Raw genomic sequence first — 20826 nt, 5'->3', positions numbered from 1 at the left:
ACTCTGCTCCCCAATTGGCCCGTTGCGTGATGGTGCTGGGCACCACCAGCGGCGCCGGCAAAAGCTGGCTCACCACGGCGCTGTGCCGCTACTATAGCAACCAGGGTCTGAAGGTTGCGCCGTTCAAGGCGCAGAACATGAGCAACAACGCACGTGTGGTGTCGGGCCCTGCGGGTGTGATGGGAGAAATCGGCAGCGCCCAGTATTTCCAGGCCCTGGCTGCGCGTGCCGAGCCTGAGGTGCGCATGAACCCGCTGCTGCTCAAGCCCGAGGCCGACACGCACAGCCAGATCGTGCTGATGGGGCAGGTGAGCGCCGAGCTCACCGCCATGCCCTGGCGCGGCCGCAGCGAAAAGGTGTGGCCGCAGATCGCCGCAGCGCTGGATGCACTGCGTGCCGAGAACGACGTGGTCGTGGTCGAGGGCGCAGGCTCGCCCGCCGAAATCAACCTGCACGCCAGCGACATCGTCAACATGCGCGTGGCCCGCCATGCCGATGCTCGCTGCCTGCTGGTGACCGACATCGACCGGGGCGGCGCGTTCGCCCACCTGTACGGCACCTGGGCGCTGCTGCCCGAGGACGAGCGCGCGCTGATCCAAGGCTTTGTGCTCAACAAGTTTCGCGGCGATGCCAGCCTGCTGGCGCCTGCGCCGCAGATGCTGCAAGACCTCACGGGTGTGCCCACCGTGGCCACCATCCCCATGCAATGGCGCCATGGCCTGCCCGAGGAGGACGGCGTGTTTGATGACCGCACGTTGTCAGCGGGCGCGGTGCACACCACCGTGGCCGTCATCGCCTACCCGCGCATCAGCAACCTCGACGAGTTCCAGCCACTCAAGAACGTGCCCGGCGTGCGCCTGCTCTGGGCGCGCAGCCCGGCCGACCTGGCGGGCCTCAAGCCCACCGACTGGGTGGTGCTGCCGGGCTCCAAGGCCACCGCTGCCGACCTGGCCTGGCTGCGCGCGCAAGGGCTGGACCAGGCCATTGCCCATCACGCGGGGCAGGGTGGCACGGTGCTGGGCGTGTGTGGTGGCCTGCAGATGCTGGGCGAGGCATTGATCGATACCGCAGGCATCGACGGCAATGCGCCGGGCCTGGGCCTGCTGCCCCTGGTCACCACCTTCGAGGTCGCCAAGACCGTGCAGCGCACGCAGGCGCAGTGTGGTGTGGTGCAGGGCGCCTGGGCTGCACTCGCAGGCGTGTCCGTCATGGGCTACGAAATCCACCACGGCCAGACCGCCCAGCACCCGGCCATGGCTGCCAAGGGCGATGTGGCGCGCGAGGTCATCCCCGGCATCGCCTGGCAGAACCCGGCGGGCAATGTGCTGGGCGTGTACCTGCACGGCTTGTTTGAGGATGCTGCGGTGCTGCACGCGCTGTTTGGCGCGCAGGTGCCCACGCTGGACAGTGTGTTTGACGGACTCGCAGGCTTCCTGGGCAACAGCTTCACACCGGGCGTGCTGGATGCGCTGGTAGCGCCTTAGCGTGCCGGATACCGTGGCGCCATTCAGCCCCTCACACCCGTTCGCAGTGGCAGGCGAGGGTGGTGTACGGAAAGCGCACGGTGTCCTGCCCGCGCAGCGCGGGGTGTCGGGCTATCAAAGCCTCGATCTGGGCGCGCACCTTGGCGCGTTCAGCATCCGGCAGGGCCGCGATAAAACTGATCGACATGAAACGGTCCACGATGACCTGCTGGGGTGGCCCCACATGCTCGTGGGTCAGCCGGGTCTCGACCAATGGGCCGAAACCGGGGTGTGGAAAGGGTTTGCGCCAGTCGCCCTTGTAGAAGCGCGGGGCATCGCCCTCGTAGGGCGTGATGATGGTGGTGAGCTCGGCCACCCAGTCCACCGACTCATCGCGCACATTCCACACCAGGCCCAGCTTGCCGCCCGGCCGCAGCACGCGGTGGAATTCGTCGAGGGCTTCGCGGGTGGCAAACCAGTGGAAGGCCTGTGCACAGACCACGGCATCCAGCGTGCCGGACGGCAGCGGAATGGCCTGTGCCGTGCCCGCCACGGCGCGCACCGTGGGCAGTTGCAACGCTTCGATCTTGGCGCGCATAGCGTCCACGGGCTCCACGCCCACCACCGTGGCCCCGGTGGTTGCGAGCAGCGCGGTGAATTTGCCGGTGCCCGCGCCCACATCGGCCACCTCACGACCGGGGCCCAGTCCCAACGTCTGTGCCAGCCAGGCCGACAGCGCCGCCGGGTAGTCCGGCCTGCCGCGCGCGTAGGCCTGCGCTTCTTTTTCAAAACCCTGCTGTGCCGCTTTGTGCACGGCGTTCTTTGTGTTCTCCATCACCATGACCTCACCTTTCGTACTTCCGTCCGTTGCTGACCTGCATGATGCCGCGTTGGCCAGCCGCCTGCAGCACGTCATTGACCACAAGACCAAGCCCCTGGGCTCGCTGGGCCTGCTGGAGCGCCTGGCGTTGCGCCTGGGCGTGATTCTGGGCACCGAATCCCCCGTGCTGCATGCCCCCCAGATGCTGGTGTGCGCGGGCGACCACGGCCTGGCCGCGCGGGGTGTCTCGGCGTTCCCGAGCGATGTGACCTGGCAGATGGTGGAGAATTTTCTGGCGGGTGGCGCGGCCGTGAGCGTGCTTGCGCGCCAGCATGGCCTGGGCCTCACGGTGGTGGACTGTGGCGTGGCCAAGCCCATTGCTGCGCGCGATGCGGCACCCGGTCAGCCGCGCTTGTTGCTGCGCAAGGTGGCACCCGGCACGCAGGATGCCTCCGTCGGCCCAGCCATGAGTGCCGAGCAATGCGCCCAGGCGCTGGCCAACGGGGTGGAGGTGGTGCGTGCCCTGCCAGGCAACGCCTTGCTGCTGGGCGAGATGGGGATTGCCAACACTTCGGTGGCGTCGCTGCTGCTGGCGCGCCTGGCGGGGCTGCCGCTGGTCGAGGTGACGGGCGCGGGCACGGGGCTGGATGCTGCGGGCATCGAACGCAAGCGCTTGGTGCTGCAGCAGGCGCTGGACGCCAATGCGGGCGCCACCAGCCCGTTGGAGGCTCTGGCTGCCCTGGGTGGCTACGAGGTGGCCACGCTGGTGGGCGCAGTGCTGCAGGCAGGGGCCGAGCGGCGCGTGATTGTGGTGGACGGCTTCATTACCAGCGCGGCCGTGCTGGTGGCCAGCCGCATCGCGCCGCAGGTGCTGCAGCGCTGCGTGTTTGCCCACCGTTCGGGCGAACGGGGCCACAGCCTGATGTTGGCGCAGATGCAGGCAGAGCCTCTGCTGGACCTGGGCTTGCGCCTGGGCGAGGGTTCGGGCGCGGCGCTGGCCTGGCCGTTGCTGCAATCGGCCTGCGCCGTGCTGCGCGAGATGGCGAGTTTTGAATCGGCTGGCGTGGCGACGCAGACGGCCTGAGCCGCCCTGCTTGGGCAGGCTCTAGCCCACCACGGTCTGGTTGCGGCCTTCTTCCTTGGCGCGGTACAGCGCGGCGTCGGCGCGGGAGAGCATCGCGTCCAGGGTCTCGTGTGACCCGCTCCAGCTGGTCAGCCCGATGCTCACCTCGCAGTCCAGCGGGTGCCCCGAGGCCAGCGTGGCGTGGATGCGCTGGGCCACGGCCAGGGCCGCTTGCGCGTCGGCTCCCGGCAGCAGCACCAGAAATTCCTCGCCCCCGTAGCGACCCAGGCGGTCGGCGCGGCGCAGCACCTGGCGGGTGCGCTCGGCAAAGTGCACCAGCACTGCATCGCCGTGCTGGTGGCCGCGCGTGTCGTTCACCGCCTTGAAGTTGTCCAGGTCCACCATCATGATGGACGGACCGCCGCCGTAGCGCTGCGCGCGCTCCAGCTCGTCCTCGCAGCGCTGCAGCAAGGCACGGCGGTTGAGGGTTTGGGTCAGCGAGTCATAGGTGGCCAGGTGCTCCAGCTCGGTGCGCAAGCGGTCTGTGGCCATCAGCACCGCGCCGATGGACAACATGAGCACGGTGAGCGCATAGGCACCGATGTACAGGGTCTGGAACAGCGAGGGCTCCATCAGGTCGTTGCCCGCGTGCCCAGCCAGGATGGAACCCAGCCTGACTCCCAGTACCAGCATGTGCAGGCCCAGCATCACCTCCACCAGCCGCACCGGGAAGTTGCGCCCCCCGTGGCGCAGCATGAAGCGCAGTTGCGCGGCGTACAGCGCCCCCATCACCACGGTGAAAAACCCCACCCGCACGGCATAGTTGGGCCACCCGTAGGTCAGCCAGGCAAACACCACCGTGGTGCCGGCCATCACCCAGTTCCAGGTGCGCCAGGTGGCGGGCTGGCCCATGAACTGGCGGGTGCCCATGTAATAAGTGACCGAGCCCAGCACCAGCAACTGGTTGGCCAGCACCAGGCCCAGCCAGTCGGGGATGGCGCCACGCGCGCCAAACAGCACGGTGGACAGCAGCCACAGCAATGGCGCCGCCGCCCATCCGCCCACGCCCCGGATGCTGGGCGGGTAGTGCCGCCGCATGAACAGCAGCACCAGGGCCATGACGGCAGACATGAAGCCCGCCAGGGCGATCATGGAGCGCGGGTCGAGGTTCGTCATGCGGCAGGCAGGAGGAGGGGGAGGGACGTGCCTACGTAATAAATTGTTTCAAAGGCGAAGCCAGTATAGCCACGCACCCGCAGTGCTCAGCGCTGTTTCGGTGCATGGTTTGCCCGAGGTTGGACCAGGCGCAGCGCGGGCGTGGACCGGTATGGGGCGGTAATGTGCGCCGTGTTGGTGCATTTTGTATGCAAAGTTCATAAAACATTGTGTACAAAGTTGGCATGGGCCTTGCGTAGGGCATACGCCATGCAAAGCACCCACCCTGCGCCCACCTCCGCCGCCATTGAAATCGTGGCGCTGACCAAACGCTACGCCCAAGGCAAGCCCGCCGTGGATGCGATCAACCTGCGCATTGCCAGCGGCAGCTACTGCTGCCTGCTGGGGCCTTCGGGCTGCGGGAAGAGCACCACGCTGCGCATGATTGCTGGGCACGAGTCGGTGACCAGTGGTGACATCCTGCTGGAGAACCGCAACATCACCGACCTGCCCGCCGCCGCACGCGGCACGGCCATGATGTTCCAGAGCTTTGCGCTGTTTCCGCACCTCTCGGCGCTCGATAACGTGGCCTTCAGCCTGAAGATGAAAGGCGTGGCCAAGGCCGAACGCCAGGCCAAGGCGCGCGACCTGCTGGAGCGCGTGGCCCTGGGGCACTTGGCCGAGCGCAAGCCCGCAGAACTCTCCGGCGGGCAGCAGCAGCGTGTGGCGCTGGCGCGGGCCCTGATCACCCAGCCGCGTGTGCTGCTGCTCGACGAGCCGCTGTCCGCGCTCGACCCCTTCCTGCGCATCCAGATGCGTGCCGAGTTGCGCCGCTGGCAAAAAGAGCTGGGCCTGACGTTTATCCATGTGACCCACAGCCAGGAAGAGGCCATGGCCCTGGCCGACACCATGGTGGTGATGAACCACGGCGTGATTGAGCAGGTGGGCAGCCCGCACGAGGTCTACAACCGGCCCGCCAGCGAATTCGTGGCCCGCTTCATGGGCGGGCACAACGTGATCGACACGCCCGAAGGCAAGGTGGGCGTGCGCACCGACCATCTGCAGATTGCCCCCGCCAGTGCCGAATTGCCCTGGGGTGCCCAGCGCATGCAGGCCGTGGTGACCGACGTGGAATACCAAGGCACCTATGTGCTGGTGGGCCTGCAAAAGCACGGCGCAGTTCTGTCGGCCAACGCCACGGCGGCGTATTCGGTGATGGTGTCCGAGGCCACCTTTGCCGCGCAGCCCTACCAGGTGGGGCAGGGCGTGCAATTGCACTGGACGCCCGACCAGGCACATCCGCTCTCCCAGCCTGCTGTCGCATCACTGGCGGTGGCCGCTCCCGCAGTGGCCGTCGCCGCCTGACCGCGCCGCCACACCCCCTCTTTTTTCACCCGTCCCCTTCCGCAACCCAAGGAGTTTTCCCATGTCCGATGCTTCCCGTGCTGATTCCCCTGTTGTTGTCTCCGATGCCACTTGTGTGGCTCGCCGCTCGCTGCTCAAGGGCACGGCGGGCATCCTGGCCGCTGGCATGTTCCCGGCCGTGCATTCGCAGGAAAAGATCGTGCTGCGCTACCTGGGCACGGCGGTGAACCAGGACAAGGCGATTGCCGAGAAGTTCAAGGCCGACACCGGCATCGAGATCCAGTACGTGGCCGTGACCACGGACGACGTGACCAAGCGCGCCGTGACCGCGCCCAACAGTTTCGACCTGATCGACACCGAGTACTTCTCGCTGAAAAAGATCGTACCCACGGGCAACCTGAAGGGCATCGATACCAAGCGCATCAAGAACGCCGACAAGATCACCACGCTGTTCACTACCGGCCAGGTGGCCGGCAAAGCCGTGGGTGACCAGGGCACCGCACCCAAGAAGGTGATCTACCTGGAAGGTGAAAAGTCCAAGAAGTTCGCGACCGCGCCCACGCAGTTCATGAGCCTGATCCCCACCGTGTACAACGCCGACACGCTGGGCATCCGCCCCGACCTGATCAAGCGCCCCATCAACTCCTGGGCCGAGCTGCTCAACCCCGAGTTCAAGGGCAAGACCGCCATCCTGAACATCCCCTCCATCGGCATCATGGACGCCGCCATGGTGGTCGAGGCCATGGGCATCTACAAGTACCCCGACAAGGGCAACATGACCAAGAAGGAGATTGATCTCACGATCAAGACCCTGATCGAGGCCAAGAAGCAGGGCCAGTTCCGCGCGCTGTGGAAGGACTTCAACGAGTCGGTGAACCTGATGGCATCGGGCGAGGTGGTGATCCAGTCGATGTGGAGCCCCGCCGTCACCGCCGTGCGCACCAAGGGCATCGCCTGCAACTTCCAGCCCCTGAAGGAAGGCTACCGCGCCTGGGCCGCAGGCTTTGGCCTGCCCGCCACGCTGAGCGGCCGCAAGCTCGATGGCGCCTACGAGTTCATCAACTGGTTCCTCGACGGCTGGGCTGGTGCTTACCTGAACCGCCAGGGCTACTACAGCGCCGTGCTGGAGACCGCCAAGTCCAAGATGGAAGCCTACGAGTGGGCCTACTGGATGGAAGGCAAGCCCGCCACGCAGGACATCAAGAGCCCGAATGGCGATGTGCTGGCCAAGGCCGGTGCAGTGCGCGACGGCGGCAGCTACGAGTCGCGCATGGGCGGCATCGCTTGCTGGAACGCGCTGATGGACGAGAACAACTACATGGTGCAGAAGTGGAATGAGTTCGTCGCGGCGTAGTAGAGGTTTCACCCCCTGAGGCGCTGCGCGCCTTCCCCCTCTCTCGACCCGCTGCGCGGGTCGGGAGGGGGGACGCCCCCGGTGCGGCGGGGCGGCCCTTGCACGGGGGCACTGGCCTTGGGTAGCGCCAGTCTCAAGAGCAAGCGCCGAACGGTAGACCTTTGGATTCATTGATTGCAAACACCATGAGCACCACCACCCCGTCCTTACCTGCTGCAGCCGTCCCCGGTCGTAGCATTGCCGCCTGGTGGCAGGCCGCGCCGTTCACGCTGGTGTTCGCGCTGTTTTTTCTGATTCCGCTGGCGCTGATCGTGATGGTCAGCTTCTGGGACTTCAATGAGTACGAGCTGTTGCCCGGCTTCACGTTCAAGAACTACGTGTCGATCTTCGCGGGCTGTGGCGATGCGTCGGAGGGCCTGTGTGTCACGCTCAAGACGTATTACTCCACTCTCAAGTTCAGCTTTCTGGTGTGGCTGATCACGCTGGTGATCGGCTTCACCGTGGCCTATTTTTTGGCCTTCCATGTGCGCTCTTCGGGCATGCAGACCCTGCTGTTCGTGCTGTGCACCATCCCGTTCTGGACGTCGAACGTGATCCGCATGATCTCGTGGGTGCCGCTGCTGGGGCGCAATGGGCTGGTCAACCAGACGCTGATGGGCATGAACCTGATCGAGACGCCCGTGGAGTGGCTGCTGTTCTCGGACTTCTCGGTGGTGCTGGCCTTCGTGCACCTGTACACCATGTTCATGATCGTGCCCATCTTCAACAGCATGATGCGCATCGACCGCAGCCTCATCGAGGCGGCCAGCGACAGCGGCGCGAGTGGCTGGCAGACGCTGTGGAACGTGATCGTGCCGCTGTCGCGCACCGGCATCATCATCGGCTCAATCTTTGTGATCACCATCGTCATGGGCGACTTCGTGACCATCGGCGTGATGGGCGGGCAGCAGATCGCATCGATTGGCAAGATCATCCAGGTGCAGACGTCTTACCTGCAGTTCCCGCTGGCGGCGGCCAATGCCGTGATTCTGCTGGCCGTGGTGCTGATGATTATCTGGGGCCTCACGCGCCTCGTCGACATTCGCAAGGAGCTGTGAGATGAAAGTCCGTGAATCTCGTCCCGCCAGCTTCTGGCCCCTGGCCATCTTCTTTGCGCTGTTCGTGCTGTTCATGTACGGGCCGATGTTCGTCATCTTCATCCTGAGCTTCCAGGGCCCCGAGGGCGGGCTCACCTTCCCCATGCGCGGCGTGTCGCTGCACTGGTTCGCCAAGCTGGCCGAAGGGCTGGGTGTGGTGGACATTGGCGCGGCGCTGTGGCGCTCGCTGGGCCTGGGCGTGGCGGTGATGCTGTGCACGGTGGTGCTGTCGGTGCTGGCGGGCCTGGCGTTTCGCAAGCGTCTGGCGGGCGGCAACACGCTGTTTTTCATCGTGGTGGCCAGCCTCATCATGCCGTCCATCATCGTGTCGTTGGGCATCGGGCTGGAGTTCCGGCTCATCGACAACGGCATCAAGGCCGCGCTGGAATGGCTGGGCATGGAGAGTGCGCTGGAGGGCTACGGCACGTCGCTGGGCCTGTTCACCTCGGCCCTGGGCGCGCACCTGACCTGGACGCTGCCGTTCGGCCTGCTCATCATGTTTGCGGTGTTCAACCGCTTCAACCCTGCGTACGAAGAAGCCGCACGCGACCTGGGCGCCACGCCCTGGCAGGGCTTTGCGCATGTGGTGCTGCCGCTGATCGCGCCCTCGGTCGTGGGCATTGGCATGTTCGGCTTCACGCTCAGCTGGGACGAGATCGCCCGCACCTCGCAGGCCATTGGCGACGTGAACACGCTGCCGCTGGAGCTGCAGGGCCTGACCAGCACGGTGACCACGCCGTCCATCTACGCGCTGGGCACGCTGACCACGGTGGTGTCTTTTGTGGTCATGGGCATCACGCTGGCGCTGGTGTGGGCTTTGGGCCGCAGGCGCAAGGGCCGTTCGGGGTAAAAACGGCACCCTTATGACGACCACCCTCCCCAAGCCCCGGCGCGCGCGCGCTGCGGTCACCGAACCGCCCGTGCAGCCCGACACGACCGGCCAGCTCAGCGACAACGACATGTACGACCGCATGGTGTCGGCCATCCTCGACCACCGGCTACCACCCGGCACCAAGCTGGTGGAGGACAAGCTGGCGGCGGCCTTTGGCGTGTCGCGCACACGGGTGCGGCCTGTGCTGGTGCGGCTGGCCAACGAGCAGGTCGTCACGCTCACGCCCAACCGGGGCGCATCCATTGCCCAGCCCACGCCGCAGGAGGCGCTGGAAGTGTTCGAGGCCCGCCGCCTGCTGGAGCCGCGCCTGGTGGAGCTGTTCATCGCCAACGCCACCGACGCCGACATTGCCGCGCTGCGCACCTGCATCGATGACGAAGAGGCCGCCCGCGCCAGCGGCGACATGCGCCGCGCCATCCGCCTGTCGGGCGACTTTCACCTGCACATCGCGCAGGCAGTAGGGCACCAGACGCTCGGGCGCATCCTGCGCGAGCTGGTGTCGCGCACCTCGCTCATCCTGATGACGTACAGCCCCAGCCACGCCCAAACCCGCGAAGAGGCCACGGCCTGCGGCTGCCGCGAGCACCGCGCGCTGATCGACGCCATTCGCCTGCGCGATGCGCGCGAGGCGCCCCGGCTGATGCTGGCCCACCTGGCGCGGATCGAGTCGCAGCTGGAGTTCACGCCGCCTGCGGCAGAGGCGCCTGATCTGGCGCGGTTGCTGGGCGGGCTCTGACGGTTTTTTCACACGCTTGCCCATGCGTCAACTGCTCGTCATCAACCCCAACATGTCGGCCCATGTCAGTGCCTTGCTGCAGCGGCATGTGCAGGGGGCTGCAGGTTCGCATGTGGCGGTGCGCACGGCCACGGCCCGCTTTGGCGCACCGTACATCGCGTGCGAGGCGAGCTACGCCGTGGCGGCCCACGCCGCGCTCGATGTGTGGGCGCATGAGATCGCACAGCCGCAGACCGCGCCCGACGCGGTGCTGATCGGCTGCTTTGGCGACCCCGGCCTGATGGCGCTGCGCGAGAGCAGTCCGGTGCCTGTCACTGGCCTGGCCGAAGCGTCATTCATCGAGGCTGCGCGCCATGGCCGCTTTGCCATCGTCACCGGTGGCGAGCGCTGGGGCCCCATGCTGCAGCGGCTGGCCCAGGCGCTGGGCCACGCCCACGCACTGGCAGGCATCCACACCGTGGCGCCCACCGGTGCCCAACTGGCCGCAGACCCCGAGGCGGCCCGCGCATTGCTGGCCCAGGCCTGCAGGGACGTGGTGCGGCAGATGGGGGTGCAGGCCGTCATTTTGGGTGGGGCGGGGCTGGCAGGCATGGCTGCCGCCGTGCAGCCGCAGGTGTCGGTGCCCGTGATCGACAGCGTGGTGGCCGGTGCCACCTGGGCGCTGCGCGCGCACCCCGTGCCGCCGGAGCGCAAGGTGGCTGGGTTTGATGTGGCCTGGGTGGGGGTGTCGCAAGAGATGGCGGCCCTGGGCACCCGTTGCGTTGTCTGACCCGGCCTTTTGGGCTGGCGGTTGCGCAAGGGCTCGAAATCTCTGCCAGAGCGCAGGTTTTGAGTGTTTTTGGCTGGATGCGCTAGAAGAATATGCGCTGGTTGCTATGAAATTTGAAGCGCTGTGCTTTCAGCGCGTTAGGGCGCCAGCGTCTTCGGCCGGTAGTCGCAATACTCGCTCACCACACATTCCCAGCAGCGCGGCTTGCGCGCCTGGCACACATAGCGGCCCAGCAGGATGAGCCAGTGGTGCGAGTCCACTGCGTAGGCCGCAGGCACGCGCTTCATCAGCTGCAGCTCCACCGCCAGCGGGTTTTTGCCTGGCGCCAGACCGGTGCGGTTGCTCACCCGAAAGATGTGCGTGTCCACCGCCATGGTGGGCTGGCCAAAGGCCACGTTCAGCACCACGTTCGCCGTTTTGCGGCCCACGCCGGGCAGGGCCTCCAGCGCTTCGCGCGTGCGGGGCACCACACTGCCGTGCTGCTCCACCAGGATGCGGCAGGTCTCCATCAGGTTCTTGGCCTTGGTGCGGTACAGGCCGATGGTCTTGATGTAACCCTCCAGCCCTTCCAGACCCAGGTCCAGGATGGCCTGGGGCGTGCCCGCCACCGGGAACAGCTTGCGCGTGGCCTTGTTCACGCCCACGTCGGTGGCCTGGGCCGACAGCAGCACGGCGGCCAGCAGCTCGAAGGGGGTGGTGTATTCCAGCTCCGTGTTGGGCAGGGGGTTGGCCGCCTTGAGGGTGGCGAAGAAGGGCTCGATCTGGGCGGTTTTCATCATCATCGTTGGCGGGGTGGGGCGGAGGGCTTGCTTTTTTTGGCGGGCGTGGCCGGTGGCGCATTGTCCCGCAGCTGCGCCTGCAAAAACTCCAGGAACATGCGCACGGCAGCGGGCAGGGTGCGGCCGCTCAGGGTCTGCAGCTCGGCAGCGCGGGCGCTCATGCCGGGCTCTCGGATCTGGGCGGCGTGCAGCTCGCCGCGCTGCACCCGGTCGCGCACCGTCACCTCGCCCGAGATGGACAGGCCCCCGCCATGCAGCACAAAGTGCATCAGCGTCTCGAAGTGGTTGCACACCAGGGCGGGCTCGAAGACTAGGCCCCGCTGGCTGCAGCCGATGTCGAACAGCTGGCGCACGGTGTTGTCGCGCTCGGGCAGGGCGATGGGGTAGGCGTGCATCTGCGCCAGCGTGACGGAGTGGGCGCGTGCGAGCGCGTGGTCAGGCCGCATGATGGCGATGACGGGCGCGGCCTGGCGGTGCTGCACGGTGATGTCCCGCTCGGCCGAGCGGCTGTAGGTCAGGCCAATGTCTGCATCGCCGTTGAGCACCGCCACGGTCACAGCTGCGGGGCTGGCCACGCGCAGGTGGAACTGGATGCCGGGGTACTGCAGGCGGAACTGCGCCATCACGCGGGGCAGGAACTCGATGGCAAAACCCGCAGAGCTGCAGATGCGCACCAGCCCCGTGCGCAGGCCCTGCAGCGCCTGGATGTCGGAGACCACGCGGTCGGCCTCCAGCGCGCCGCGCCGCGCATGGGCGGCCAGCAGCTCGCCCGCCGCGCTGGGCGCCATGCCGCGTGGGCGCCGGTCAAACAGCGGCACGCCCAGCAGGTCTTCGAGGGCGGCGACTTGGCGGCTCACGGCCGAGGGCGACACATTGAGGCGCGCGGCGGCCTCGCTGACCGAGCCGCTGCGCACCACCTCCAGAAAGTAGCGCAGCGCCGTGTCCTGCAAGCGGCTGGAAAGCATGGGGGCCTTTCGGGATGTGGATTGCGTAAAACGCAAAGATAACCCCAGAAATCGTTGATTGTCGAAACGCAGCGGGCTGCTTATGCTGACTCACCAATGACACATTCACCGACCCCAGCCCCCATGCCTTCTGCAAACAGCGTCACCCCGGCTGGTACCTCCAGCCACATCGTGGACTACACGGCCACCGAACTGTCGCGCGCCATCCATGCACGGGAGGTCTCCTGCACCGAGGTGTTGGACGCCTACTTGGCCCAGGTGGACCGGCTCAACCCCGTGGTGAACGCACTGGTAGCGATGGTGGACCGCAACGCCCTGCGCACGCAGGCGTCAGAGCGCGATGCGCAACTGGCGCGCGGCGAGAGCCTGGGCCCGCTGCATGGGTTTCCGCAGGCGCCCAAGGACATCATGTCCGCCGCAGGCATGGTCACCACGCGGGGCTCGCCCATCTTTGCGGGACAGGTCTCGGCCACGGATGCGGTGGTGTTCGAGCGGATGCGCGCAGGCGGTGCACTGTTCATCGGCCGCACCAACTCTCCGGAGTTTGGCCTGGGCGGCCACACCTACAACCCGGTGTATGGCACCACGCGCAACGCCCACAACCCGGCTGTGTCGGCGGGGGGCAGCAGTGGCGGCGCAGCGGTGGCGGTGGCGCTGCACATGCTGCCCTTGGCCGATGGCTCGGACATGATGGGATCGCTGCGCACGCCAGCGGCGTTCAACAACATATACGGCCTGCGCACCTCGTTCGGCCTGGTGCCGCATGGGCCGACGGAGGAAGTGTTCTTCCAGCAGTTCAGCGTGGCCGGGCCCATGGCACGCAACATCCCGGACCTGGCGCTGCTGCTGTCGGTGCAGGCGGGTTTTGATGCGCGCCTGCCGCTCACGCGGCGCCATGAGGACGTGGCCCTGTTGGGCCAGCCGCTGGAGCGCGACTGGCGCGGTGCCCGCATCGGCTGGCTGGGTGATCTGGGCGGCCATTTGCCCACCGAGCCTGGCGTGCTGGCCACCTGCGAGCAGGCGCTGGAGCACTTTCGCACCGTGGGCTGCACGGTGGAGGCCGTGGTGCCCGCGTTCGACCTGAAGCAGCTGTGGAACGCCTGGATCGACCTGCGCAGCTTCAGCGTGGCAGGGGCCAATGCGGCCCTGTATCGCAACCCGGCCACGCATGCACTGCTGAAGTCCGAGGCAGTGTGGGAGATCGAGCGTGGCATGCGCCTGACGGCCCTGCAGGTGTACGACGCGGCCCGCGTGCGCAGCGCGTGGTACCAGGTGCTGCGCGGCCTGTTCGAACAATTCGATTTTCTGGTGTTGCCCGCTGCCCAGGTCTTTCCGTTCGATGCCGGGCTGGACTGGCCCCACGAGGTCGGTGGCCGCACCATGGATACCTACCACCGCTGGATGGAGACCGTGGTGCCCGCCACCATGGCCGGCCTGCCCGCGCTGGCAGCCCCTGCAGGTTTTGGCCCCGGCGGCCTGCCTGCGGGGCTGCAGATCATCGGCCCGGCACAGTCTGACGCCGCCGTGCTGCAGATTGGCCATGCCTACGACCAGGCCAGTGGGTACGCGCGCCAGCGCAGCCCTTTGCTGGGGTGACGTGGGCCTCGCTGCTCGCCATTCCGTCTCCCACCGTGAACCCCCGCTACCCCCCGCTTTTGTCAACGTGCTTTCTGGAGAGCTTCACCATGCTGCGTTCCCGCTTCGTATCGAGTCTTCTGCTCAGCGCCCTGGTGCTGGGCGCGCCCGGCCTGGCGCAGGCACAGACTTACCCCGACCGACCCATCAAGCTGGTCGTGCCTTTTGCCCCAGGCGGCGCGACCGACATCCTGGGACGGCTGCTGGCCACAGCCCTGGGGGCGCGTCTGGGGCAGCCCATGGTGGTCGAGAACCGGCCCGGCGCGGGCACCGTGGTGGCGGCGTCCATGGTGGCCAAGGCGCCCGCTGACGGGTACACGCTGCTGCTCGGGTCCAACACCACGCTCACCATGAACCCGGCCATCCGCACCAACCTGCCGTACGACCCCATCAAGAGCTTCACGCCCCTGGCCCTGGTGGCCGACATGGGGCTGCTGCTGGTGGCCCACAACGACACCCCGGGGCAGTCGCTCAAGGACATCGTGGCCCAGGCCAAGGCCGCGCCGGACAAGTTCTCGTACGGCTCCTATGGCACGGGCTCGTCGGTGCACTTTGGCGCCGAGATGCTCAAGACCACCGCAGGTTTTCCGATGATGCATGTGCCTTTCAACGGCAGCTCGCCCAGTCTCACGGCGCTGATGGGCGGGCAGGTGCAACTGGCGGTGGACACCGTGGTGGCATCCACCCCGCTCATCAAGTCCGGAAAGATCAAGGCGATTGCGGCGCTCAGCCCGCAGCGCCTGGCCTTGCAGCCCAACGTGCCCACGGTGGCCGAAAGCGGCTACCCCGGCTTTGACATGGGTTCCTGGTTTGCCTTTGTGGGGCCCGCAGGGCTGCCCGCACCCGTGCAGAAAAAGCTGGAAAAGGCCCTGGCCGAGACCATGGCCTCGGCGGAGTTCAAGAAGAAGATGGTGGACATCGGCCTGACGCCGCTGGGTGGCAATGGCGACGCGCTGCGCGCGCGCATTGAGCGCGAGCTGCCACTGATGCGTGCCGTGGCGGCACGGGCGGATATCCGGGTGGATTGACGGTCCGCGCTGAAAAGGGCTACCCGGCCCGTCAGCGCAACCCCATGGGATTCAGCGCGTCCGCTTGACCGGAATACACAGCCAGCACGGAAAGCGCCCCGTGGCCGGGTCCACCGCAAAGTCCTCGTCGTAGATCTCCAGCGCAGCGCGGGGCTCCCATTCCCAGCCGTCGGGGATCTGGCCCGGCGTGCCCATCTGCGCCCAGGCGGCGGCAATCTCGGGCCCCGTGCCCACAAAGTGCATGCAGGCGTAGTCGCCGCCTTCGTAGTCCATCACCTGCACATCGGGCCCGGTGCGCAGGCCCACGCCAATCTGCACCGCTGCGTCATAGCGGCACTGCTCGGGCGGCGTGCAGCCCGGGTCGTCGTGGCTGAAGCCATAGAACTTGGGGCGCGGATCATCCAGCCGGTGGGCGGCACACCAGCTGCCAAAACGCTCCCACAACTCGGTCAGGCCCGGGTGGCCGTAGGCGCCGGTGTGGCGCATGGTGGCAAGGCGCATGCGGGGCAGGGTGCGGAGGGTCAGGGTCATGGCGGGCAGGGCAGTGGCGATGGAGGGAAAACCCAGTTTAGAGCCTCCTGGAAAGACACCGCATGAATCCTGCGTCGCAATTGGCGACAATGCAGAGTTTGTTGCCAACCACTTCTGTCCACGCCATGCAATTTGCCGACCGCCTGAACAACGTAGAAACCTCCGCCATCCGCGAGCTTTTCAAGCTGCTGGGCAAGCCCGGCATCATCAGCTTTGCGGGTGGCTTTCCGGACAGCGCGATGTTTGACGTGGAAGGCATCCGCGCAGCCAGCAACGCCGCCCTGGCCGAAGAGCCCGGCGCAGCATTGCAATATGGCGCCACCGAGGGCTACAACCCGCTGCGCGAGCAACTGGCCGCCTTCATGACCAGCAAGGGCGCCAAGGATTTGGCGGCCGACAACCTCATCGTCACCACCGGCAGCCAGCAGGCGCTGGATCTGCTGGGCAGGACCCTCATCAGCCCCGGCGACAAGGTGATTGTGGAAGGCCCGACCTTCCTCGCCACCATCCAGTGCTTTCGCCTGTACGGCGCCGAACTCATCAGCGCGCCCATCGATGGCAACGGCGTGAAGACCGACGAGCTGGAAAAGCTCATTGCAGAACACAAGCCGAAATTCGTTTACCTGATCCCCACCTTCGGCAACCCCAGCGGCGCCATGTTGAGCCTGGAGCGCCGCAAGGCCGTGCTGGAGATGGCGGTGAAGCACAACACGCTGATCGTCGAGGACGACCCCTACGGCGACCTGTACTTTGGCGATGCGCCACCGCCCAGCCTGCTCAACCTGTCGGCCACCGTGCCCGGCAGCCGCGATCTGCTGGTGCACTGCGGCAGCTTGAGCAAAGTGCTGTCGCCCGGCCTGCGCGTGGGCTGGATGATTGCCCCGGCCGAGCTGCTGGGCAAGGCCACCATGTGCAAGCAGTTCAGCGATGCACACACCAGCACCTTTGCGCAGGCCACGGCCGCGCAGTACCTCAAGGCCGGCCGCATGCCTGGCACCCTGGCCCATGTGCGCAAGGTGTATGCCGAGCGCGCCCAGGCCATGGGCGATGCGCTGCGCAAGGAGCTGGGCGACGCCATCGAATTTGTGCAGCCCCAGGGGGGCTTGTTTGTGTGGGCGCGCCTCACGGGGGCAGGCGGCAAGGTGGCCGATGGCAACGTGCTGGCCAAGCGTGCGATTGAAAAGGGTGTGGCCTTTGTGCCCGGCACGCCGTTCTTCTGCGCCAACCCGGACCACGCCACCTTCCGCCTGTCGTTTGCCACGGCCGATGTGGACAAGATCCGCGAAGGCGTAGCGCGCCTGGGCCAGGCGATCTGACGCCTCCATGTCCGACACCAACGATCTCGCCAACGTTCTCCAGCGCCTCGAAAGCCTGGAGATCAAGGCCAGCTTTACCGAAGACCTGCTGGACCAGCTGAACATGACCATCTATCAGCAGCAGCAACTGATCGATCGGTTGACGCACGAGGTCATCCAGCTGCGCCAGCAGGCGCCCGAAGGCGGCTCGAACGGCCCGCGGAACCTGCGCGACGAGCTGCCGCCGCATTACTGATCTAGAGATCTAGGCTTTCACGGACCGCCAGGCTGCGTCCGCCAGTTCTGTGCGGTAGGTGGTGGGTGACGGCAGGCCGCCCTGGGCTGCGTTGCCCGACAGCCAGGCCCTGCAATAGCTCTGCACCGGCCCCATCACCAGCGATGGCATCAGCTCGCATGGCAGGTCGCGCAGCGCGCCGGATCGGTGGTGCGGCTCGAACCAGGCCACCAGCGCCTGGTTGCGGCGCCGTGCGGCCTCGGCCAGGTCGGGCGTGCGCGGGCCCGCTGCCACTGCGCTGCGCGCCTGGAACATGAACCGCGCCCGTTCGGGCTGCGCCACCACCCAGTCCAGGTAGCCCGTGACCAGGGCCAACACGCCCGCTTCCACGCCCTGGGCGGCATCGAGGTGCGCCTGCACGCTGCGCGACTGGTCGTGAAAGATCTCGAAGAACAGCGCTGCCACGATGCCGTCGCGGTTGCCAAAGTGGTGATAGATGCTGCCCACGCTGGCCCCGCAGCGCGCCCGCACTCCGTCGATGGTGACTGCATCCACGCCGCCTTCGGCCGCGCAGGCCAGGGCGGCGTTCAGGATGTCCTGGCGGCGGTCGGTGGTTGCGTCGGCAGGGGATGAGGTGGGGGGCGGGGAATTGCGGCTTGCCATGGAACGGGATTCTAGAATAAAGTTCTAGAAAATACTTCTAGTTCACGATCCTTCCATGCATTCCTCTCCTCCCATGGCCGCTCCTGCCGCCGCTGCCTCCATGCCTGGTGCCGCGTTGTACCCGCACCTGCTTGCCCCGCTCGATCTGGGCTTCACCACCCTCAAGAACCGTGTGCTCATGGGCTCCATGCACACCGGGCTGGAGGACGGGCGCGACCTGTCTCGCATGGCGGCGTACTTCCGCGAGCGGGCCGAGGGAGATGTGGGCCTGATCGTGACGGGCGGGTTCGCTCCCAACATCGCGGGCTGGGCCAAACCGTTTGCGGGCACGCTGGCGACCTCGGGCGCGGCCAAGCGCCACCGCGTGGTGACCGAGGCCGTGCACGAGGCGGGCGGCAAGATCGCCCTGCAAATCCTGCACACGGGCCGCTATGCCTACCACCCGCTGGCGGTGGCGCCGTCGCGGCTGCAGTCGCCGATTTCGCCGTTCACGCCGTTCGCGCTGTCGGCGAGCGGGGTGGAGCGCCAGATCCGTGCCTTCGTGCGCTGTGCAGTGAAGGCGCGCGAGGCGGGCTACGACGGCGTGGAGGTGATGGGCTCGGAGGGCTATTTCATCAACCAGTTTCTGTCGCAAGCCACCAACCTGCGGCGCGATGCCTGGGGCGGCGACTACAGCCACCGCATGCGGCTGCCGGTAGAGATTCTGGCCCGCATGCGCGAGGCCGTGGGGCCGGACTTCATCATCATTTACCGCCTGTCGATGATCGACCTGGTGCCCGGCGGCAGCGCGTGGGACGAGATCGTCACCCTGGGCAAGGCCGTGGCCACGGGCGGGGCGAACATCGTCAACACCGGCATTGGCTGGCACGAGGCGCGGGTGCCCACCATTGCCACCAGCGTGCCGCGCGCAGCGTTTGCCTGGGTCACGCAAAAGATGAAGGCCGAGTTTGCGGCGGCAGGCATCACCACGCCGCTGGTCACATCCAACCGCATCAACACGCCCGAGGTGGCCGAGCAGGTGCTGGCCGATGGCTGCGCCGACATGGTGTCCATGGCGCGGCCCCTGCTGGCCGATGCGGCGTTTGTGAAGAAGGCTGCGCAAGGCCGGGCCGACCGCATCAACACCTGCATTGCCTGCAACCAGGCCTGCCTGGACCATGTGTTCCAGAACAAGACCAGCAGCTGCCTCGTCAACCCGCGTGCTTGCCATGAGACGGAGCTGGTCTATCGCCCGATTGCCACGCCCGCATCGCGCAAGCGCATCGCCGTGGTGGGCGCGGGGCCTGCAGGCCTCACCGCCGCCACGGTGGCTGCCGAGCGTGGCCACGAGGTCCACCTGTTTGACGCGGCGCCCGCCATCGGCGGCCAGCTCAACATGGCCAAGGTGATTCCGGGCAAGGAAGAGTTCCACGAAATGCTGCGCTACCTGGCCACACGCGTGGAGGACACAGGCGTGCAACTGCACCTGAACGAGCGCGTGTTGGCCGCCGACCTGGCGGGCTTTGACGAGGTCATCGTCGCTACCGGTGTGGAGCCGCGCGACCCGAAGATCCCCGGCCAGGACCACCCCAAGGTGCTGAGCTACATCGACGTGCTGCGCCACGGCAAGCCGGTGGGTGAGCGCGTGGCCATCATCGGCGCGGGCGGCATCGGCTTTGATGTGGCCGAGTTCCTCACGCATGGTGAGCACCCCTCCACCACGCTCGATTTGGCCGCGTGGAAGGCCGAATGGGGCATCACCGACCCGGCCGAGGCGCGCGGTGGCCTGGCCGCCAGCGGCCCGCGCGTGACGCCCCCTGCTCGGCAGGTGACGCTGCTGCAGCGCAAGAAGGGCAAGCTGGGCGGCGGCCTGGGCAAGACCACGGGCTGGATCCACCGCACGGTGCTGAAGATGAAAGCGGTGGAGATGGTGGGTGGCGTGAACTACGAGCGCATTGCCGACGAAGGGCTGCTGGTCTCGTACGGCGAAAAGCGCGAAGACCCGACCTGGATCCCGTGCGACACCGTGGTCCTGTGCGCGGGCCAGGTGCCGTTGCGCAGCCTGGCGCAGGACCTGGAGGCCCAGGGCCGCAAGCCCCACCTCATCGGTGGTGCGCTGGAGGCCGGCGAGCTGGACGCCAAGCGCGCCATCGACCAGGCGGCGCGGCTGGCGGCCCGGCTGTAGGTCGGCGCGTACATCGCCTGCAGGGGCTCACAGGGCCTGTCAGGCGTGTTGTTGAGGTCTTTTTGGCTGGTAGCGCTAGTGGAATATGCTTGGGTAGCTATATTTTTGATAGTGAATACAGGATGGCGACTGCCGTGATGGGTCACGGCGGCTGTGCCGTCCTTATCCCTCAGGCGGACAGATTCAGGGCGTTGAACACCCGCAGCGCTGCCCACGCGTCGTTGGCCGCGTAGACCAGCTGGGCCTCGCTCAGCCGGGCGTTGGCCCAGTTGGAGGTGGCGGCTTTTTTGGACTTGATGAAGCGCCGGTTGAACAGCACCGCCACAGCCCCTTTCACGCCCATGTCCTTGCGGTAGCCGCGTTGGCGGAACACGGTGTTCAGCTCCAGCACATCGGCTGGTTGCACGCCCAGCTTGTGCTGGATGCGCTTGGTGTCGTCACCCAGCCCAAAGCCCGCCTTGGTCACACCCTGCAGGGCCAGCAGCTCGGACACGCGCGCTCGGCAGCCGGGGTCGTGCAGCTGGAACACCCAGGCCCGCTCCAGCGTAGCCAGTTGCACGATGTGCGGCCCGTCCGACGGCTCATCACGCACAAAGGTGGGCTTGGATTCGGTGTCAAAACCCCAGGCACTGGCGCTGGCCAGCGCCTGGCAAGCCTGGTCGGCTTGTGCAGGCGTGGTGACCAGCGCAATGCGGTCCATGCCCAGGCGTTCAAAGGGTTCCAGCAGCGCGATCTGGTCTTTGTCTGGCGTGGGGCGCTGGGTGGTGCGCGCCGACGG

General features: G+C 67.0%; 20 protein-coding genes. 13 read left to right on the top strand and 7 right to left on the bottom strand.

The features are described from left to right. Positions 1–29 precede the first annotated feature (29 nt). Positions 30–1484 carry a cobyric acid synthase gene (locus AC07X4_RS09320; RefSeq protein WP_494739936.1) on the top strand — a complete coding sequence of 485 codons (1455 nt, stop codon included), beginning with the start codon at positions 30–32 and terminating at the stop codon, positions 1482–1484. Positions 1485–1515: 31 nt separating this feature from the next. Here the strand turns inward: AC07X4_RS09320 and AC07X4_RS09315 are convergent, their stop codons facing one another. Continuing rightward, complete coding sequence (locus tag AC07X4_RS09315) at positions 1516–2304, bottom strand: class I SAM-dependent methyltransferase (RefSeq protein WP_494739915.1); 789 nt, start codon at positions 2302–2304, stop codon at positions 1516–1518. Here AC07X4_RS09315 and cobT point away from each other — a divergent pair. Beyond that, entirely contained in the window at positions 2303–3367 is a 1065-nt protein-coding gene (gene cobT / locus AC07X4_RS09310) for a nicotinate-nucleotide--dimethylbenzimidazole phosphoribosyltransferase (RefSeq protein WP_494739914.1), read from the top strand. The two genes, AC07X4_RS09315 and cobT, sit on opposite strands and share 2 nt — an antisense overlap. Before the next feature lie 21 nt (positions 3368–3388). Here the strand turns inward: cobT and AC07X4_RS09305 are convergent, their stop codons facing one another. After that, complete coding sequence (locus AC07X4_RS09305; protein WP_233584229.1) at positions 3389–4522, bottom strand: GGDEF domain-containing protein; 1134 nt, start codon at positions 4520–4522, stop codon at positions 3389–3391. Positions 4523–4771: 249 nt separating this feature from the next. Between AC07X4_RS09305 and AC07X4_RS09300 the strand changes: the two genes are divergently transcribed. The 6 genes from AC07X4_RS09300 (at position 4772) to AC07X4_RS09275 (ending at position 10753) form a co-directional block, all read left to right on the top strand. After that, positions 4772–5866 (top strand): ABC transporter ATP-binding protein, encoded by a 1095-nt coding sequence (locus AC07X4_RS09300; RefSeq protein ID WP_494739913.1) that lies wholly within the window; start codon positions 4772–4774, stop codon positions 5864–5866. A 61-nt stretch (positions 5867–5927) separates the two neighbouring features. After that, positions 5928–7220 carry an ABC transporter substrate-binding protein gene (locus AC07X4_RS09295; RefSeq protein WP_494739912.1) on the top strand — a complete coding sequence of 431 codons (1293 nt, stop codon included), beginning with the start codon at positions 5928–5930 and terminating at the stop codon, positions 7218–7220. Between the two features lie 185 nt (positions 7221–7405). After that, complete coding sequence (locus AC07X4_RS09290; protein WP_228894621.1) at positions 7406–8317, top strand: ABC transporter permease; 912 nt, start codon at positions 7406–7408, stop codon at positions 8315–8317. Position 8318: 1 nt separating this feature from the next. Further along, entirely contained in the window at positions 8319–9206 is an 888-nt protein-coding gene (locus tag AC07X4_RS09285) for an ABC transporter permease (protein ID WP_146871346.1), read from the top strand. A gap of 13 nt (positions 9207–9219) precedes the next feature. After that, positions 9220–9984, top strand: a complete 765-nt coding sequence (locus AC07X4_RS09280; RefSeq protein ID WP_494739911.1) for a GntR family transcriptional regulator — start codon at positions 9220–9222, stop codon at positions 9982–9984. A 22-nt stretch (positions 9985–10006) separates the two neighbouring features. Continuing rightward, positions 10007–10753, top strand: a complete 747-nt coding sequence (locus AC07X4_RS09275; protein ID WP_288851425.1) for an aspartate/glutamate racemase family protein — start codon at positions 10007–10009, stop codon at positions 10751–10753. Between the two features lie 137 nt (positions 10754–10890). Here AC07X4_RS09275 and nth read toward each other — a convergent pair whose 3' ends face one another. Both nth and AC07X4_RS09265 read right to left on the bottom strand, forming a co-directional pair. Further along, a complete protein-coding gene (nth, locus tag AC07X4_RS09270) occupies positions 10891–11529 on the bottom strand; it encodes an endonuclease III (protein ID WP_108627047.1) in 639 nt (212 codons plus the stop codon). A 2-nt stretch (positions 11530–11531) separates the two neighbouring features. Beyond that, positions 11532–12497, bottom strand: a complete 966-nt coding sequence (locus AC07X4_RS09265; RefSeq protein WP_494739910.1) for a LysR family transcriptional regulator — start codon at positions 12495–12497, stop codon at positions 11532–11534. Positions 12498–12620: 123 nt separating this feature from the next. Between AC07X4_RS09265 and AC07X4_RS09260 the strand changes: the two genes are divergently transcribed. Then, the gene (locus AC07X4_RS09260) at positions 12621–14093 is read left to right on the top strand and encodes an amidase (protein WP_494739909.1); all 1473 of its coding nucleotides are present in this window, start codon (positions 12621–12623) and stop codon (positions 14091–14093) included. Between the two features lie 89 nt (positions 14094–14182). Then, positions 14183–15160: a Bug family tripartite tricarboxylate transporter substrate binding protein gene (locus tag AC07X4_RS09255; protein WP_494739908.1), complete on the top strand. Its 978-nt coding sequence runs from the start codon at positions 14183–14185 to the stop codon at positions 15158–15160. Positions 15161–15211: 51 nt separating this feature from the next. Here the strand turns inward: AC07X4_RS09255 and AC07X4_RS09250 are convergent, their stop codons facing one another. Next, positions 15212–15691, bottom strand: a complete 480-nt coding sequence (locus AC07X4_RS09250) for an AraC family transcriptional regulator (protein WP_099730632.1) — start codon at positions 15689–15691, stop codon at positions 15212–15214. A 125-nt stretch (positions 15692–15816) separates the two neighbouring features. Between AC07X4_RS09250 and AC07X4_RS09245 the strand changes: the two genes are divergently transcribed. Together AC07X4_RS09245 and AC07X4_RS09240 are read left to right on the top strand one after the other, a co-directional pair. Then, entirely contained in the window at positions 15817–17007 is a 1191-nt protein-coding gene (locus AC07X4_RS09245; RefSeq protein WP_494739907.1) for an aminotransferase-like domain-containing protein, read from the top strand. A 7-nt stretch (positions 17008–17014) separates the two neighbouring features. Next, positions 17015–17242: a SlyX family protein gene (locus AC07X4_RS09240; protein WP_008906148.1), complete on the top strand. Its 228-nt coding sequence runs from the start codon at positions 17015–17017 to the stop codon at positions 17240–17242. Positions 17243–17251: 9 nt separating this feature from the next. Here AC07X4_RS09240 and AC07X4_RS09235 read toward each other — a convergent pair whose 3' ends face one another. Then, entirely contained in the window at positions 17252–17884 is a 633-nt protein-coding gene (locus AC07X4_RS09235; RefSeq protein ID WP_494739906.1) for a TetR/AcrR family transcriptional regulator, read from the bottom strand. Positions 17885–17984: 100 nt separating this feature from the next. On the opposite strand from AC07X4_RS09235, the gene AC07X4_RS09230 reads away from it, so the two are divergent. Then, positions 17985–20048 carry an oxidoreductase gene (locus AC07X4_RS09230; RefSeq protein ID WP_494739935.1) on the top strand — a complete coding sequence of 688 codons (2064 nt, stop codon included), beginning with the start codon at positions 17985–17987 and terminating at the stop codon, positions 20046–20048. Positions 20049–20217: 169 nt separating this feature from the next. On the opposite strand, the gene AC07X4_RS09225 is transcribed toward AC07X4_RS09230, so the two are convergent. Beyond that, a partial coding sequence (locus AC07X4_RS09225) for a 3'-5' exonuclease (protein WP_494739905.1) occupies positions 20218–20826 on the bottom strand: 609 nt, incomplete at its 5' end.

The sequence above is a fragment of the Acidovorax sp. GW460-11-11-14-LB4 genome (assembly GCF_059423685.1).
Note: the sequence above shows the minus strand (reverse complement) of the source record. Positions and strands in the feature narration are given on the sequence as shown.

Coding starts and splice junctions, on each gene's coding strand:
- AC07X4_RS09315 (WP_494739915.1), bottom strand. CDS start 2,304: ATGGTGATGGAGAACACAAAGAACGCCGTGCACAAAGCGGCACAGCAG.
- AC07X4_RS09245 (WP_494739907.1), top strand. CDS start 15,817: ATGCAATTTGCCGACCGCCTGAACAACGTAGAAACCTCCGCCATCCGC.
- AC07X4_RS09290 (WP_228894621.1), top strand. CDS start 7,406: ATGAGCACCACCACCCCGTCCTTACCTGCTGCAGCCGTCCCCGGTCGT.
- AC07X4_RS09285 (WP_146871346.1), top strand. CDS start 8,319: ATGAAAGTCCGTGAATCTCGTCCCGCCAGCTTCTGGCCCCTGGCCATC.
- AC07X4_RS09230 (WP_494739935.1), top strand. CDS start 17,985: ATGCCTGGTGCCGCGTTGTACCCGCACCTGCTTGCCCCGCTCGATCTG.
- AC07X4_RS09240 (WP_008906148.1), top strand. CDS start 17,015: ATGTCCGACACCAACGATCTCGCCAACGTTCTCCAGCGCCTCGAAAGC.
- AC07X4_RS09260 (WP_494739909.1), top strand. CDS start 12,621: ATGCCTTCTGCAAACAGCGTCACCCCGGCTGGTACCTCCAGCCACATC.
- AC07X4_RS09255 (WP_494739908.1), top strand. CDS start 14,183: ATGCTGCGTTCCCGCTTCGTATCGAGTCTTCTGCTCAGCGCCCTGGTG.
- AC07X4_RS09280 (WP_494739911.1), top strand. CDS start 9,220: ATGACGACCACCCTCCCCAAGCCCCGGCGCGCGCGCGCTGCGGTCACC.
- AC07X4_RS09250 (WP_099730632.1), bottom strand. CDS start 15,691: ATGACCCTGACCCTCCGCACCCTGCCCCGCATGCGCCTTGCCACCATG.
- AC07X4_RS09235 (WP_494739906.1), bottom strand. CDS start 17,884: ATGGCAAGCCGCAATTCCCCGCCCCCCACCTCATCCCCTGCCGACGCA.
- nth (WP_108627047.1), bottom strand. CDS start 11,529: ATGAAAACCGCCCAGATCGAGCCCTTCTTCGCCACCCTCAAGGCGGCC.
- AC07X4_RS09275 (WP_288851425.1), top strand. CDS start 10,007: ATGCGTCAACTGCTCGTCATCAACCCCAACATGTCGGCCCATGTCAGT.
- AC07X4_RS09295 (WP_494739912.1), top strand. CDS start 5,928: ATGTCCGATGCTTCCCGTGCTGATTCCCCTGTTGTTGTCTCCGATGCC.
- AC07X4_RS09320 (WP_494739936.1), top strand. CDS start 30: ATGGTGCTGGGCACCACCAGCGGCGCCGGCAAAAGCTGGCTCACCACG.
- AC07X4_RS09300 (WP_494739913.1), top strand. CDS start 4,772: ATGCAAAGCACCCACCCTGCGCCCACCTCCGCCGCCATTGAAATCGTG.
- cobT (WP_494739914.1), top strand. CDS start 2,303: ATGACCTCACCTTTCGTACTTCCGTCCGTTGCTGACCTGCATGATGCC.
- AC07X4_RS09265 (WP_494739910.1), bottom strand. CDS start 12,497: ATGCTTTCCAGCCGCTTGCAGGACACGGCGCTGCGCTACTTTCTGGAG.
- AC07X4_RS09305 (WP_233584229.1), bottom strand. CDS start 4,522: ATGACGAACCTCGACCCGCGCTCCATGATCGCCCTGGCGGGCTTCATG.